The following is a 16454-nucleotide window of genomic DNA, read 5'->3' as shown; positions in this document are numbered from 1 at the left end:
TTCCACTTCAACACGGGACCGCATATGACCACGACCCCCTTCATCGGCAGCCGGGAGTACTTCCCCGGCATCTGCCAGATCCCCTTCGAGGGCAAGGCCTCCGACAATCCGCTGGCCTTCAAGGTCTATGACGCCGGCAAGAAGATCGGCGGCAAGACGATGGCCGAGCACCTGCGTTTTGCGGTGTGCTACTGGCATACGTTCTGCAACGCCGGCGCCGATCCGTTCGGACCGGGCACGCGGCGCTTCCCCTGGGACGGCGGCGCGCCGCTGGCGGCGGCCGAGGCCAAGCTCGATGCCGCGTTCGAGTTCTTCACCAAGCTCGGCGTGCCGTACTGGTGCTTCCACGACGTCGACCTGGCGCCCGACGCCGACGACATCGGCGCGTACGAAAAGAATCTCAAGCACATGGTCGCGTTGGCCAAGGAACGCCAGGCCGCGACCGGCATGAAGTTGCTGTGGGGCACGGCGAATCTGTTTTCGCACCCCCGCTACATGAACGGTGCCTCGACCAACCCGGATTTCGCGGTGGTCGCGCGGGCGGCGGTGCAGGTCAAGGCGGCGCTGGAGGCGACCGTGGAGCTGGGTGGCGAGCACTACGTGTTCTGGGGCGGCCGCGAAGGCTATGCCAGCCTGCACAACACCGATATGCAGCGCGAGCTGGCGCATTTCGCGCGGTTCCTGACGATGGCGCGCGACTACGGACGCAGCATCGGGCTCAAGGGCAATTTCCTGATCGAGCCCAAGCCGATGGAGCCGATGAAGCACCAGTACGACTTCGATAGCGCGACCTGCGCCGGCTTTCTGAAGGCGCACGGGCTGGACAAGGATTTCAAGCTCAACATCGAGGCCAACCACGCGACGCTGTCCGGGCACACCTTCGAGCACGACCTGCAGGTGGCCTCCGACCACGGCCTGCTCGGCAGTATCGACGCCAACCGCGGCAATGCGCAGAACGGATGGGATACCGACCAGTTCCCGACCGACCTGTACGACACGGTCGGCGCGATGCTGGTGGTGCTGCGCCAGGGCGGCCTCGAAGGCGGCCTGAACTTCGACGCCAAACCGCGCCGCGAATCGACGGACATGGAAGACCTGTTCATCGCGCACATCGGCGGCATGGATGCGTTCGCGCGCGGCCTTGAAGTGGCGCATGCGCTGCTGCACGCGTCGCCGTGGGAGCAATGGCGACGCGATCGTTATGCCAGCTTCGATGGCGGCGACGGCCAGGCGTTCGAGCAGGGCCGGCTGTCACTGACCGACCTGCATGCGATCGCCGCCAAGGCGGGTGAGCCGCAGCAGCGCAGCGGCCGCCAGGAGGCCTACGAGAACCTGCTCAACCAGTACCTGCTGCGCTGAGCCCGATGCGCCATCGGCCCGCCACCGCGAACATCCTGACCGGCGCGCCCACCGGGCGCGCCGCGATCGGGCAGGGCGCGTTACTTCTTCTTCGGCGGAGCGGCGACCGAGTCGCGCGCAATCAAGCGGTGCGGCACCACCCGGTCGGTGAGCACGCGGGTGCTGGCGTCGTTGCGGCGGATGCAGCGCAGCAGCACGTCGATCGCGGTATCGGCCATCGAGGCGATCGGCTGGTGCATCGTGGTGAGCTCGGGCCAGACCGTGGTCGCGGCCGAGGTGTCGTCGAAGCCGACGACCGACAGGTCGCGCGGCACGTCGAGCCCGCGGCGATGCGCGACCGAGATCGCCGCGGCGGCCATGTCGTCGTTGCTGGCGAAGATCGCGCTCGGCGGCTTGCGATGGCCCAGCAGTTTCTCGGCCGCCTTCAGCCCCGAGCGGTAGGTGTAGTCGCCCTGGTGCACCAGCGTGGGGTCGTAGGCGATGCCGGCGTCCTCGAGCGCGGCCTGGAAGCCCTGAAAACGTCGGGTGCTCGCGCTGAGGTCGGCGCGGCCCTTGATGAAACCGATCCGGGTGTGGCCGCGTTCGATCAGGTGTTCGGTCATCTCCTTGCCGGCGCGGAAGTCGTCGATGCGCACGCAGGAGATGTCGTCGCTGAAGCGGCCCGACGCGATCGCGACGACCGGGATGCCGGCGCGCACGAACTCGGTCACCGCGGCGCGCGATTCGCACAGTGGCGGCGGCAGGATCACCGCGTCCACGCGCTTGCCCATCGCTCGGGCGGCCTTGCGCTCGGCTTCGGCGTCGAGATCGTCCCAGTAGTCGACCACCAGTTGGATCGGTGTGCGCGAGGCCACGCGCAGCAGGCCGAGCAGCAGTTCGCGCAGATAGGCACCGCTGGGGTTGGTGTAGATCAGCGCGATGCGGGTGTGCTGCGCGGCGGCGAGCGAACTGGCCGCCAGATTGGGGGTGTAGTTGAGTTCGCGCACCGCGCGCGTGACCCGCTCGCGGGTGGTGTCGCGCACCTTGCCCTGGCCATTGATGACCCGCGAGACGGTCATCGGCGAGACACCGGCCAGTGCGGCGACCTCGTCGATGGTGACGCCACGGGTCTTGCGGCGGACCGATTTTTTCGGCTTGTCCAAAAGCGTTCCTTCGTCCGGACGGCGGTGTGCAGGCCCCGTCCGCAAGGCTAAGGGAACTGGAGTGAAGCCGTCCAAGGGGAGGTGATGGGATGTCGGGGATGTTACCGCTAACTATCTGGTTCCGCGACTGGATCCGGCCGGTGTGGCCGGCGGCGGTGCTGGCGCTGGTCGCGCTCGTCGGCCCGGTGCCGGCGCAGGCCGAGGACGGATATGCCCTGTGGCTGCGCTATGCCCAGGCCGGGGCCGAGCGCAGGCCCGACGCGCCGCAGGTCTTGCAATTGGCGATCGCCGAGGCGACGCCGACCCAGCGCGCGACGCGCGACGAACTGCTGCGCGGCTTGCAGGGGCTGCAGGGGCAGGCGCCCCACGTGGCCGGCCACATCGACCGCGCCGGCGCCTTGCTGGTCGGCACGCCGCAGTCGCTGCCGGCGATCGCGCGGCTGACGCTGGACCTGGGCGACCTCGGCCAAGCCGGGTACCTGATCCGTTCGATGTCCGTGGACGGGCATCCGGCGACGGTCGTCGCGGCCAACACCGATGTCGGCGCGCTCTACGGCGCGTTCGCGTTCCTGCGCCTGATGCAGACCGACCAGCCGATCGCCGACCTTGACCTGCGTCAGGCGCCGCGGATCGAACGCCGGGTGCTCAACCATTGGGACGACCTCGACCGCCACGTCGAGCGCGGCTACGCCGGTCAGTCGATCTGGGACTGGCACCGACTGCCGGGCTGGCGCGACCCGCGCTACACCGACTACGCCCGCGCCAACGCCTCGATCGGCATCAACGGCACCGTGCTCAACAACGTCAACGCCAACGCCGACGTGCTGACGCCGATGTACCTGGAGAAGGTCGCCGCGCTGGCGGACATCTTCCGGCCGTGGGGCATTCGGGTGTACCTGTCCGCGCGCTTCAGCGCCCCGATCGAGATCGGCGGGCTTGAGACTGCCGACCCGCTGGACCCGGCAGTCCAGCGCTGGTGGCGGGCCAAGGCCGACGAGATCTATGCGGCGATCCCGGACTTCGGCGGCTTCCTGGTCAAGGCCAACTCCGAGGGCCAGCCCGGCCCGCAGGACTACGGCCGCTCGCATGCCGACGGCGCCAACCTGCTGGCCGATGCGCTGGCGCCGCACGGCGGCATCGTGATATGGCGGGCGTTCGTCTATTCCCACGACGAACCCGATGACCGCCACAAGCAGGCCTACACCGAGTTCGTGCCGCACGACGGCGCGTTCCGCGACAACGTGATCGTGCAGGTCAAGAACGGCGCGATCGATTTCCAGCCGCGTGAACCGTTCCATCCACTGTTCGGCGCGATGCCGAAGACGCCGCTGATGATGGAGTTCCAGATCACCAAGGAGTACCTCGGCTTCTCCACGCATCTGGCCTACCTCGGGCCGCTGTACGAGGAGGTGCTGCGCGCCGATACCCAGGTGCGGGGAGAGGGCTCGACCGTCGCGCGGGTGATTGACGGCTCGCTGGACCGTGATGTGCCTGGCAGAAGCGCGCTGACCGGCATCGCCGGTGTGGCCAACATCGGCAGCGACCGCAACTGGAGCGGCTCGCATTTCGACCAGGCCAACTGGTACGCCTACGGGCGTCTGGCATGGGACCCGATGCGGGCCTCGCGCGAGATCGCCGAGGAATGGACCCGCATGACGTTCGGCAACGCCCCGGGCGTGGTCGAACCGATCGTCGGCATGATGATGGGCTCGCGCGAGGCGGTGGTTGACTACACCGGTGCGCTCGGGCTGCACCATCTGATGGGCCGCGGCCACCATTACGGCCCCGGCCCGTGGGTCGAGGGTGGCCCGCGTGCGGACTGGACCTCGGTCTACTACCACCGCGCCACCCGGGAGGGCATCGGCTTCGACCGCAGCCGCCGCGGCAGCGATGCGGTCTCGCAATATGCGCCGCCAGTGGCGGATGTGTTCGACGATCCCGACCGCGTACCCGAAACGTTGCTGCTGTGGTTCCACCATGTGCCCTGGGATCGTCCGATGGCCTCGGGGCGCCCGTTGTGGGACGAGCTGGTGCAGCGCTACGACCGCGGCGTCGCCACGGTGCGCGACATGCGCAGCACCTGGGATGGACTCGCGGGCCGTCTCAATGCCGAGCGGCATGCGCAGGTGGCTGCGTTTCTCGCGATCCAGGAACAGGAGGCGCAGTGGTGGCGCGACGCCAGCATCGCGTACTTCCAGTCGATCTCCGGTCGCCCGCTTCCCGCAGGCACCGCACCGCCCGCGCACCCGCTGGCGTACTACCAGTCGCTTGAATTTCCGCACGCACCGGGAGATACCCGATGAACGGCTGCCCCCACCCAACCCTCCCCCGCAAGCGGGGGAGGGCAATCGAGCACCCCGCGCAGCACTGTGAGAGGGCCGCCGAGCACTTCGCGCAGGACCGGATGCGGGCGATCGATCGCCCCGTTCAAAGGCAGGGGCAAGTCAGCGGACACATCGCCAACGAGGGGGGCAAAGCAGTTGAGCACCCCGCGTTGCACTGTGAGAGGGCTGCCGAGCATTCCGCGCAGGAACGTCAGAGTGCCGTCACGCCTTCCGCGCAGGAGCGTGGAAGGGCAGTTGCGCCGTTCGCACAGGACTGCGGGCGCGCAATCGAGTTGCATCCAGGCCCGTCGACGCCGGCGTTCGCACACCTCCCCCGCGTGCGGGGAGGTCGGCGCCGCAGGCGCCGGGTGGGGGCGGGGCCTTGCACGCATTGGGTGCCTGCTTGTCCTGCTCGCCCTCGCACCGCTTGTCCACGCCGACACGCGCGAGGCGGCGTTGCTGCATCCGTTGATCCAGGACCACGCCGTCCTCCAGCGCGACCGCCCCGTGCGCCTGCAGGGCGAGGCGCCGGCCGGCACGGTCGTCCACCTCACGCTGGCGGACCGCCGTGCGCAGGCGCGCGCCGATGCCGACGGCCATTGGCAGGCCGAACTGCCGGCGTTGCCGGCCGGCGGTCCGCACACCTTGACCGTCCGCGCAGGCGAGACCACCCGGACCGTCCGCGACCTGCTGGTCGGCGACGTCTGGCTGTGCGCGGGCCAATCGAACATGGAGTTGCAGGTCTGGCGTTCGCTCGATGCCCGCGCCGAGATCGCAGGCGCCGATGCGCCTGACATCCGCTTGCTGACCGTGCCGCAGGTGAGCAGCCCGGTCCCCTTGGCACGCTTCACCGAGCCCGTCGCCTGGCAACCGGTCATGCCGGAGAGCGTGCGCGACTTTTCGGCCGCCTGTTACTACTTCGCCCGCGAACTGCGCAAGACCGTGGACGTGCCGATGGGGCTGATCGAGGCCGCGTGGGGCGGTTCGCGTATCCAGGCCTGGACCAGCGGCGAGGCGCTGCGTGCGGGTGGCCAGCCGGGCGAGGACCTCGATGTGCTCGCGCTCTACCACGACGACCCGATGCAGGCGGCCGCGCGCTGGGGCGAGCGCTGGGCCGCGTGGTGGTTGCAGGCGCCGGGTGTGTCCGCCGACGACCGGCCCTGGACGGATACCGTGTCCGGTGACTGGCGCGACGCTCCGCACGCGCTTGGCGCGTGGGAGCGCTGGGGCGTGCCCGAACTGGCGACGTTCGACGGCATGGTCTGGTACCGGACGTCAGTGCGTCTGACCGCCGCGCAGGCGGCGCAGGACGCCACGCTGCTGCTCGGTCCCGCCGACGAGATGGATCTGACCTGGGTCAACGGCACCGCGGTGGGCAGCAGCTACGGCGCCGGTACCCCGCGCGAGTACCCGCTGCCGCATGGCCTGCTGCGCGCGGGCGACAACAGCATCGTCGTCAACGTGCTCGACACCTACCGCGAGGGCGGCCTGGCCGGGCCGGCGTCCGTGCACCGGCTGCGGCTGGCCGACGGCGCGGTCGTGCCGCTCGACCCCGGCTGGCGTTACCGCATCGTGCCGCCGGAAACCGGCGCACCGCCGCGTGCGCCCTGGCAATCCGCGGCCGGCCTGTCGACGCTGTACAACGGGATGATCGCGCCACTGGGCGGTCCTGCGGTGCGGGGCGTGGTCTGGTACCAGGGCGAAGCGAACACAGGCGAGGCCGGCGCCTACGCAGACCAGCTGCGCGGCCTGCGCGACGACTGGCGCACGCGCTTGGGCGATCCGCGGTTGCCCTTGCTGGTGGTGCAGTTACCCAACTACGGTGCGGCGACCGAGGCGCCGGGCGAGAGCGGTTGGGCGACGCTGCGCGAAGCGCAACGCCGGGTCGCCGCCGAGCCGCACGCAGCGCTTGCGGTGACCATCGACCTGGGCGAGGCCGACGACATCCATCCGGCCAACAAGCAGGCGATCGGTCGCCGGCTCGCGCGCGCTGCACGCCACGCGGTCTACGGCGAGACGCTGACGCCGAGCGGCCCGGTGCCGCGCAGTGCGCGGCGCGAGGCCGGCGCAGTCGTGGTGACGTTCGATGCGGTCGACGGCGGCCTGGTCGCTTACGGCGCGCCAGGACCGGTCGGCTTCGAACTGTGCGGTGCGGACACCGGCAGTTGTCGCTGGGCGCAGGCCGTTCTCGAAGGCGACCGCGTGCGTCTGCACGCGCCGGACGTCGCCGCGCCGGTGCGGGTGCGCTACGCCTGGGCCGACAACCCGCTGGTCAATCTGTTCGACCGCGCTGGCCAGCCGCCGGGGCCGTTCGAGATCGAGATCCGTTGACATCCAGAGCCTTCCCCCCGCGTGCGGGGGAAGGTGCCGAAGGCGGATGGGGGCCCGTCGCAGGCGCGGCAGATGCCCTCATCCGCCACCACCATCGCATCCAGAGCCGCCCACATGTCCGTCCACACCGAACGCAGCCGTCACAGCAGCCGTCACGATCGCGAGATCGTCGAGGCACGCGTCATCGTCACCTGTCCCGGCCGCAACTTCGTCACGCTCAAGATCGTCACCCGCTCGGGCATCTACGGCCTGGGCGATGCCACGCTCAACGGCCGCGAGCTCGCGGTCGCAGCCTACCTGCAGGACCACGTGGTGCCGAATCTGATCGGCCGCGATGCCGGCCGCATCGAGGATCTATGGCAGTTCCTGTACCGCGGTGCGTATTGGCGGCGCGGGCCGGTGACGATGACCGCGATTGCCGCGGTCGATGTCGCGCTGTGGGACATCCTGGGCAAGATGGCCGGTATGCCGCTGTATCAGTTGCTCGGCGGCCGCTCGCGCGAGGGCGCGCTGGTCTATGCGCATGCCAACGGCCGCGACATTGCCGAGGCCAGCGACGAGGTCGGCATGTATCTCGAACGCGGTTTCCTCGCCGTGCGCGCCCAGTGCGGCGTGCCGGGCGTCAAGAAGGCCTACGGCATCTCCACAGCCGGAAAACCCTACGAGCCGGCCGAAAGCGAATTGCCGGCCGAGACCGTTTGGAACACGCCGCGCTACCTGGAGACGGCACCGAGGCTGTTCGAGCAGTTGCGCGCCGACCACGGCAACACGGTCGAGCTGTTGCACGACGTCCATCATCGGCTCTCGCCCATCGAAGCGGCGCGCCTGGCCCGCGATGTCGAGCCCTATCGGCTGTTCTGGCTCGAGGATGCGACCCCGGCTGAGCATCAAGCTTCGTTCGAACTGATCCGCCAGCATTCGGTCACCCCGCTCGCGGTGGGCGAGGTGTTCAACTCGATCTGGGACTGCAAGCACCTGATCGAGCGGCAGTTGATCGACTACATCCGCACGACGATCGTCCACGGCGGCGGCATCACCCACATCCGTCGGCTCGCCGATTTCGCCGGCCTGCACCAGGTGCGCACCGGCTTCCACGGCGCGACCGACCTGTCGCCGGTCACGATGGGCGCGGCGCTGCATTTCGATACCTGGGTGCCGAATTTCGGCATCCAGGAATACATGTTCCATGGCGAGGAGATCCTGGCAGTGTTCCCACACGATTACGCATTCCGCGCCGGCCGGCTGCATGTGGGCGACACGCCCGGGCACGGCGTCGACATCGACGAGGCGCTGGCCGCGAAGTACCCGTACACGCCCAAGCAACTGCCGGTCGCGCGCCTGGAAGACGGCGGGATGTGGGACTGGTGATGGGCGCGCCGACAACGGGGCCGTCCCCACGCGTCTCCCCGCATGGCTGGTTGCGCGCACTTGCGGCCGGCCTGCTGGTCGCGATCGTCGCGGCGCCGGTCGTCGCCGCGGACTGGCCCGATCCCGAGCCCGTGCTGTTCGACTGGTTCGAGTACAGCGGAAGCGACCGTGCGTTCGAGGCGCCGCCGCCGGCTGGTCAGTTCCGCAACCCGATCCTCGCCGGCTTCCATTCCGATCCGAGCATCGTCGCGGCCAACGGGAAGTTCTACCTGGTCGCGTCGACCTTCACCTACTTCCCGGGCATCCCGATCTTCGAAAGCGAGGATCTGGTGCACTGGACCCAGATCGGCAATGCGATCCATCGTCCCGACCAGCTCGACTTCGACGGCCTGGGCCTGTCGCGCGGCGTGTTCGCGCCGACGATCGAGTATCACGACGGCACGTTCTATGTGGTCAATACCGCGGTCGATGCCGGCGGCAACTTCATCGTCACCGCCACCGATCCGGCGGGGCCCTGGTCGGACCCGGTCTGGCTGCCCGGCATCGGCGGCATCGACCCGTCGCTGTTCTTCGACGACGACGGCCGTGCCTACCTCCTCAACAACGATGCGCCGGACGGCCCGGTGCGCTACGACGGCCACCGCGCCATCTGGCTGCAGGCGATCGACATCGCGACGCTGACGCCGTTCGGTCCACGCAAGGTGTTGATCGACGGCGGCGTCAAACCCGAAGACAACCCGATCTGGATCGAGGGCCCGCACCTGTACAAGGTCGACGGCTGGTACTACCTCAACAACGCCGAAGGCGGCACCGGCCCGCAACATTCGCAGGTGATTCTGCGCAGCCGCGACGTCTGGGGACCCTACACGCCGTACGAAAACAATCCGATCCTGACCCAGCGCGACCTGCCGCCCGAGCGGGCGTTGCCGGTGACCAACGCCGGCCACGCCGATCTGGTCCAGGGACCGGACGGCAGCTGGTGGGCGGTGTTCCTGGCCAGCCGCAACTACGACGTGCGCCACTACAACACCGGGCGCGAGACGTTCCTGCTGCCGGTGACCTGGACCGACGGCTGGCCGACGATCCTGCCGCCGGACACGCCGATTCCCTATGCGCTGCCCGCGCCATCGTGGATGTCACGCGAGGCCGATCAGGCGCCGATGAGCGGCAACTTCACCTGGCGCGACGAATTCGACGGGCCCGTGCTCGACCCGGCATGGATGTTCGTACGCGTGCCCAAGCGCGACTGGGCCGATCTCGCCTCCCGCTCCGGGAAGCTTGCGATCCACCCCGGACGTGACGGCCTGGACACGCTGGGCAACCCCTCGTTCCTCGCACGCCGCCAGCAGCATCTCGGCTTCGAGGCCAGCACCGCACTGGCGATACCGGCCGCAGGCATCGTGGGCGGGCTCGCCGCATTCCAGAGCGGCAATCACTGGTACCTGCTCGGTGTGCGGCGCGATGCCGACGATGGCGCCGTGGTGTTCGTCGAACGGGCGGCCGGTGTCGATCAGCCGGCACGGATCATCGCGCAGCACACCATCGCGCGGGCCGCGGATCTGCGGCTGAAGGTGGCCGGCGATGCGGGACGCATCGGGTTCGCGTGGGCCGCCGACGACGGCGACTGGCAATGGCTGCTGCGCGATGCCGACGCCACCTTGCTGAGCACCGACCATGCCGGCGGCTTCGTCGGCGTCACCCTGGGCCCGTACGCGCGCGACGAACGATGAGCCGGGGCCGACTGTCCGAGACCCTGCTCGCAACGCTGCCACCCGCGGTCGCGCGGCCGACCTTCGATCGCGCCGCGACCCGGATCGGCATCGTGCATCTGGGGGCGGGCGCCTTCCATCGTGCACACCAGGTGGTGTACTTCGACGATGCGCTGGCGCTCGACCCCAACTGGGCCGTGTGTGCGGTGTCGCTGCGCAACCCCGATGTGCGCGACGCGCTGCGTCCGCAGGACGGCTTGTACACGCTTGCGATCCTGGGGCAGACGCCACGACTGCGCGTCATCGGCGCACTGCGCGAAGTGCTATGCGCCCGCGACGAGGCCGCGGCCGTGCTCGCGCGCCTCGCCGATCCTGCCGTCCGTCTGGTCACGCTGACCGTGACCGAGAAAGGCTACTGCCTGGCCGGCGACGGCCTGGACCTCAGCCATCCCGACATCGTCCACGACCTCGCGACGCCCGACGCGCCGGTCAGTGCGATCGGCCATGTCGTCGCCGGCCTCGCGCGTCGTCGCGCAGCCGGGCTGGCACCGTACACCGTGCTCAGTTGCGACAACCTTGCCGACAATGGCGTGCGCCTGCGTCGCGCCGTGCTCGCGTTCGCCGAACGTACCGACCCGGCGCTCGCCGCGTGGATCGACGCCGAGGTCGCGTTTCCGCGCTCGATGGTCGACAGCATCACCCCGGCCACCGACGACAAGTTGCGCACCCGCGTGGCCGATGCGCTCGGCCTGGAGGATGCCTGGCCAGTCCAGCGCGAGCCCTACACGCAGTGGGTCGTGGAGGACCACTTCTGCAACGGGCGCCCGCCGCTGGAACGGGTCGGCGTGACCCTCAGCGACGACATCGCCGGCTTCGACCGCGCCAAGCTGCGCCTGCTCAACGGCCCGCACAGCGCGCTTGCCTACCTCGGCCTGCTGCTGGACATCGAAACCGTCGCCGACGCGATGCGCCATCCCGGCCTGGCCGCCTTCGTCGCGAGACTGATGCGCGAAGACATCGCGCCGACACTGACCGTCCCGGCCGCGTTGGACCTGGACGCCTACATCGACGCGATCCTGGCGCGCTTCCGCAATCCGGCCATCGCCCATCGTCTGGCCCAGATCGCCTGGGACGGCAGCCAGAAACTGCCCGTGCGCCTGCTCGGCACGATCCGCGATGCGCTGGCGGCCGGCCGATCCATCGATCGCCTGTGCCTGCCGATCGCCGCCTGGATGCATTTCGTGCGGCGGCAGGCCCACGCCGGCGTCGCGCTGGTCGACCCGATGGCCGACATCTTGGCGAATATCGGTCGAGAGGCGACCGGCGACGCGCATGCCGATGTGGCGCGGTTCCTGGCGCTGCGGGAAGTGTTCGCAGGTGTGGCAGAGGCGCCGACCATCGTCGATGCGATCGAACGGGGCTATGCAGCGCTTGCGCATGATCCGGCTGATGCCGTGGCGCGCTAGGACCGATTGCCAATAGTCGGCGATGACGCGCCCGCCGCCGATGTCGCGGTAGGCAATGCCGTAGGTCGCGCGCGGTCTAGCTCAGAACGTGACCTTGATCGAGTCTGCGCTATAGGTGGCCGGGCCGTGATAGACGACTTCGATGTTGTTGCCGTCGGGATCGAGCACGAAGGCGCCGTAATACCCCGGGTGGTAGGGGCGCTCGCCGGGCGGGCCGTTATCGGTGCCGCCCGCCGCGATGGCGGCAGTGTGGAAGGCGTCGACGGTCGCGGGATCGCGCGCTTGGAAGGCGAGGTGATGCCGACCGGTCAGCTGACCGGCGGCGGCTTGGCTGCTGGCGGTGGAGATGAACAGTTCATCGGCCCAGAAGTAGTCCGGGCCCTCGCCGGCGATCGGAATGCCGATGCTGTCGAATACCGCTTGGTAGAAGCGGCGGCTGGCGGCCAGATCGCGCACCACGAGTTGCAGGTGATCGATCAATCGGCCGCGGTGCAGTTCCATCGTTTCCATAGACACCTCGCGACAAGGCAACGGGCAGGAGAGGGCGTTGGCGAGGCGATCATGCCAGCTGCGCCATGGCTGCGCACAACTGGGTCCCGGATGTGCTGCCAGCGGCGAGTCGAGGCCCGTCCGGAGGGACGTTGTACGGCCTTGGCACACGTGCGCATCTGGCGCATTCGGCCAGACGGGAGTGCCTGCCCGCTTCCGTCTGAAGAGCACCTATGGGGCCGTGCGCGTCAGCCTCGGAGCGCGCATGCTGGCGACCGTGATCGATCGCCGCCGCCCCTGGTCAAAGTGGTTCCAGCGGTCGGCAACCACCGGCAGAGGCAGACGTGAGCAGACAACCGCATAGGCCCCCGCACGCGCATTCCCGCACGCGCTGGCGCCCGTTTCAGACGTTCACCGCCCGGCCGCGGCTGAGCCTTGCGACGGCGGTGTTCGTTGCAGCCTGTGCCGGCTGCCTGCTGGTCGGGGCCCGGTGGCCGGTTGCGCTGTTGCTGGGGTTCGACGTCGGTGCGCTGGTGTTCCTGGGTGCGGCATGGCGGTTGTTCGATACCGCCGGTCCCGAGCGCATGCGCGAGGTCGCCGTGCGTCAGGATGCGGGCCGCTGGGGCATTCTGTGGAGCGCGATCGGGCTGGTCGCGATCTTGATGGTGGCGCTGGGCACCGAACTGTCGGCGGGAAAATCCGGGGGGATCGCGTCGATTGGTATCGCGGGCAGCAGCATCGTGCTGTCCTGGTTGTTCATGAATGTCATGTTCGCGCTGCACTATGCGCATGGGTTCTATGGAGATTATGGCGACGACCATCGCGGCCTCGATTTCCCCGGCGACAAGGCCCCCGATTACTGGGATTTCGCCTACTTCGCCCTGGTGCTTGGCATGACCTTCCAGGTGTCCGATGTGCAGATCACCAGCCGCACGCTACGGCGGATCGCGCTGTTGCACAGTGTGATCGCGTTCTTCTTCAACATGTTCGTCATCGCGGTCACCGTGAACATCCTGGGCGGGCAGGCCTGAGCCCGTCGCCGACGCGAGCGCCAGCGCGGCGGCGATAGGTCGCGGGCAGGGGCGATGCCGGTAGGGCATGGGGCGCTCCGCTTCCGCTGACACCCCAGACGCGTTAGACCGGCGGCACCGCAGGCGCGGCTCGGCGCGCGCGCCAGGCGGCAATCCGCTCACGTGCGCCCAGCACCGCGACGAAGAAGACCGGCACGAAGAACACCGCCAGGACCGTGCCGCTGACCATGCCGCCGAAGACGCCGGTGCCGATCGCGCGCTGGGTCTCGGCGCTGGCGCCCGAGGCCAGCATCAGTGGCACGACGCCGAGCGCGAATGCCAGCGAGGTCATCAGGATCGGCCGAAAGCGCAGCCGCGCCGCGGTGATCGCCGCGTCGGCCAGACTCCGGCCTTCGGCATGCAGCTGGCGGGCGAACTCGACGATCAGGATCGCATTCTTGGCCGACAGCCCGATGATCGTGATCATGCCGACCTTGAAGAACACGTCGTTCGGCATGCCGCGCAGCATCACCGCCGCGACCGCGCCGAGCAGGCCCAGCGGCACCACCAGCATCACCGAAAGCGGAATCGTCCAGCTTTCGTAGAGTGCGGCCAACACCAGGAACACCACAAGGGCCGACAGCAGCACCAGCAGCGGTGCCTGGGCCGCGGCCTGCCGCTCCTGCAGCGATTGCCCGCTCCAGGCCGCGGCGTAGCCCTGCGGCAGTTGTCCGACCAGGCGCTCCATCTCGGCCATCGCCGAGCCGCTCGACGCGCCCGAAGCGGGCCTGCCCGCGATGCGGACGGCCGGGGAGCCCTGGAATCGCATCATCTGCTGCGGCGCGGCCGTCCATTGCGCGGAGACCACTTCACGCAGCGGCACCATGCCGCCCGAGGCGTTGCGCACGCGCAGGCCCAGCACATCTTCCAGGTGCAGGCGCGCGTTGGCGTCCGCCTGCAGGATCACCTGCTGCATCCTGCCGCGATTGGGGAAATCGTTGACGTAGAGCGAACCCATGGCGGCGGAGAGGGTGCTGCTGACGCTGTCGAACGACAGGCCCAGCGCCTCGGCCTTCGCACGGTCGATATGCAGCGCGATGCTGTCGCCGGGCGGCAGGCCGTCGGGGTAGACATCGGCGACCACCTTGCTGCCGGCGGCGAGCTTGAGCAGTTGAGCCTGTGCGTCGAGCAGCGCCGCCTGACCGCGTCCACCTCGATCCTGCAGCATCATCGTGAAGCCCGACGAGGTGCCGAGTTCCTCGATCGAGGGCGGCATCAGGCTCATCACCGTGCCCTCGCTCGTCGCGGCCATCGCGTCCTGCGCAAGCGCGGCCTCCCCGGCAGCGGTCGCATCGCCACGCGCGGACCAATCGGCGAGCATGGTGAAGGCCATGGCGGCATTGGGCCCGAGCCTGCGAAGCTGAATCCCTGGACGACCAGGTTGCTCTTGATCGCCGGACGCGAGGCGACATGCGCCTCGAAGGTTTTGACGACCTCCAGTGTCCGCGCCATCGTCGCGCCGGTAGGCAACTGGATCGAGGTCATGAAGTAGCCCTGGTCCTCTTCCGGCAGGAAGGAGGACGGCACATGACGCAAGCCGAGCACCAGGACGACACAGAGGGCCGCAAACACGAGCATGATGCGGCCGCTGCGCTTCACCAGCCCGGCCACCTTGCCTGCGTAGCCGGCCGATAGGCGCTCGAAGCCGCGATTGAAGGCGCCGAAAACGCCACGACGCGCGTGATGGCCCGCCGGGACCGGTCGCAGCAGCGTGGCGCACAGCGCCGGCGTCAGCGTCAGCGCCAGGAATGCCGAGACTGCGATCGAGACCGCCATCGACAGCGTGAACTGTTTGTAGATCACCCCCACCGAGCCGGCGCCGAACGCCATCGGAATGAAGACGGCGATCAGCACCAACGTGATGCCCACCACGGCGCCGGTGATTTCCTTCATGGCCTTCGAGGTCGCCTCCCGCGGCGACAGGCCTTCGCTCGCCATCAGTCGCTCGACGTTCTCGACCACGACGATGGCATCGTCGACGATGATGCCGATCGCCAGCACCATGCCGAACATGGTGAGGGTGTTGATCGAGAAGCCGGCTAGCAGCATCACGGTGAAGGTGCCCAACAGCGCGATCGGCGCCACGATCGCCGGGATCAGCGTGTAGCGGACGTTCTGCAGGAACACGTACATCACCACGAACACCAGTGCCATCGCCTCGAGCAGCGTGTGCACGACCTTTTCGATGGAGATCCGGACAAAGGGCGCGGTGTCGAACGGAATGGAGTAGGCCATCCCGGCGGGCATGGCCGGCGCGAGTTCGGCCATGCGTGCGTGGATCGCCGCCGCCGTGCGGACCGCGTTGGCACCCGGCGCAAGCTGGACGGCCGCGCTCGTCGCCGCCATTCCATTCTCGCGGTTGGCGAACGCGTAGGACTGCGCGCCCAGCTCGACCCGCGCCACGTCGGCCAGGACGACCTTGGCGCCGTCGGCGCCTGCGCGCAGTACGATGGCCGCGAACGCCTCCGCGCTGGTCAACTGGCCTTGCACGGTCAGCGGCACGGTCAGCCGCTGGCTCGCGGGGGCGGGTTCGTCGCCGATCCGGCCCGGCGCGATCTGCGCGTTCTGTTGTTCGATCGCGCGCGCAAGATCGGCCATGGTCAGGCCGAACGCAGTGAGCTTTGCCGGGTCCACCCAGATGCGCATGGCCTGCTCAGCGCCGAACAACTGGACGCGACCCACGCCGTCGATTCGACGCAACTCCTGCACGATGTTGCGTGCCAGATAGTCGTTCAGGGCGACCTCGTCGAAGCGGCCATCGGGCGAGGTCAGGCCGACAATCATCAGAAAGCCTGAGGCAGCCGATTCGACCTGCACGCCGGACTGGCGCACCGCCTGGGGCAGGCGGGGCTCCACCGACTTGAGTCGGTTCTGGACGTCGACCTGGGCCATCTCGGGATCGGTGCCCGGCTTGAAGGTCGCGGTGATCTGCGCGGTGCCGCTGGCGTCGACCGACGAGTCGAAGTAGAGCAGGTGCTTGACGCCCGACAGCTCGCGTTCGATCGGACCGACCACCGAGTCGTCGAGGGTCTGCGGGGTCGCCCCGGGATAGGTCGCATAGATGGTGACCGAGGGCGGCGCGACGGACGGGTAGCGTGCGATCGGCAGCTTCGGAATCGCCAGCAGGCCGCCCAGCACGATGAACAGCGCGATCACCCAGGCAAAGACCGGGCGGTGGATGAAGAATTGCGACATG

Annotated in this window: 9 protein-coding genes and 1 pseudogene; 7 read left to right on the top strand and 3 right to left on the bottom strand. The window is 69.0% G+C overall.

The window, feature by feature from the left end:
- Positions 1-24 precede the first annotated feature (24 nt).
- Positions 25-1359, top strand: a complete 1335-nt coding sequence (locus BEN78_01590; protein ID ASR42290.1) for a xylose isomerase — start codon at positions 25-27, stop codon at positions 1357-1359.
- A gap of 80 nt (positions 1360-1439) precedes the next feature.
- On the opposite strand, the gene BEN78_01585 is transcribed toward BEN78_01590, so the two are convergent.
- Entirely contained in the window at positions 1440-2501 is a 1062-nt protein-coding gene (locus BEN78_01585) for a LacI family transcriptional regulator (GenBank protein ASR42289.1), read from the bottom strand.
- Between the two features lie 140 nt (positions 2502-2641).
- Between BEN78_01585 and BEN78_01580 the strand changes: the two genes are divergently transcribed.
- The 5 genes from BEN78_01580 to BEN78_01560 all read left to right on the top strand — a co-directional run bounded on the left by BEN78_01580 (position 2642) and on the right by BEN78_01560 (position 11699).
- On the top strand, positions 2642-4804 hold the full coding sequence (locus tag BEN78_01580) for an alpha-glucuronidase (GenBank protein ASR42288.1): 2163 nt from the start codon (positions 2642-2644) through the stop codon (positions 4802-4804).
- Between the two features lie 411 nt (positions 4805-5215).
- Entirely contained in the window at positions 5216-7156 is a 1941-nt protein-coding gene (locus BEN78_01575) for a 9-O-acetylesterase (GenBank protein ASR44833.1), read from the top strand.
- Positions 7157-7270: 114 nt separating this feature from the next.
- A complete protein-coding gene (locus BEN78_01570) occupies positions 7271-8524 on the top strand; it encodes a bifunctional D-altronate/D-mannonate dehydratase (protein ASR42287.1) in 1254 nt (417 codons plus the stop codon).
- A 50-nt stretch (positions 8525-8574) separates the two neighbouring features.
- Positions 8575-10254 (top strand): xylan 1,4-beta-xylosidase, encoded by a 1680-nt coding sequence (locus BEN78_01565; GenBank protein ID ASR42286.1) that lies wholly within the window; start codon positions 8575-8577, stop codon positions 10252-10254.
- Positions 10251-11699, top strand: coding sequence for a mannitol dehydrogenase (locus tag BEN78_01560; protein ASR42285.1), 1449 nt, complete (start codon positions 10251-10253; stop codon positions 11697-11699). The genes BEN78_01565 and BEN78_01560 overlap by 4 nt, the downstream gene beginning before the upstream one ends.
- 81 nt (positions 11700-11780) lie before the next feature.
- Here the strand turns inward: BEN78_01560 and BEN78_01555 are convergent, their stop codons facing one another.
- Positions 11781-12209 carry a glyoxalase gene (locus BEN78_01555; protein ASR42284.1) on the bottom strand — a complete coding sequence of 143 codons (429 nt, stop codon included), beginning with the start codon at positions 12207-12209 and terminating at the stop codon, positions 11781-11783.
- A gap of 323 nt (positions 12210-12532) precedes the next feature.
- Between BEN78_01555 and BEN78_01550 the strand changes: the two genes are divergently transcribed.
- Positions 12533-13219 (top strand): hypothetical protein, encoded by a 687-nt coding sequence (locus BEN78_01550; GenBank protein ASR42283.1) that lies wholly within the window; start codon positions 12533-12535, stop codon positions 13217-13219.
- A gap of 103 nt (positions 13220-13322) precedes the next feature.
- On the opposite strand, the pseudogene BEN78_01545 reads toward BEN78_01550, so the two are convergent.
- Positions 13323-16453: pseudogene (locus BEN78_01545) on the bottom strand (multidrug efflux RND transporter permease subunit).
- Position 16454: the final 1 nt, after the last annotated feature.

It is taken from the genome of Xanthomonas citri pv. mangiferaeindicae (assembly GCA_002240395.1).
GTDB classification, from domain to species: Bacteria; Pseudomonadota; Gammaproteobacteria; order Xanthomonadales; family Xanthomonadaceae; genus Luteimonas; species Luteimonas citri_A.
The sequence above is the reverse complement of the archived record's forward strand: the minus strand, read 5'-3'. Positions and strand labels throughout refer to the sequence as shown.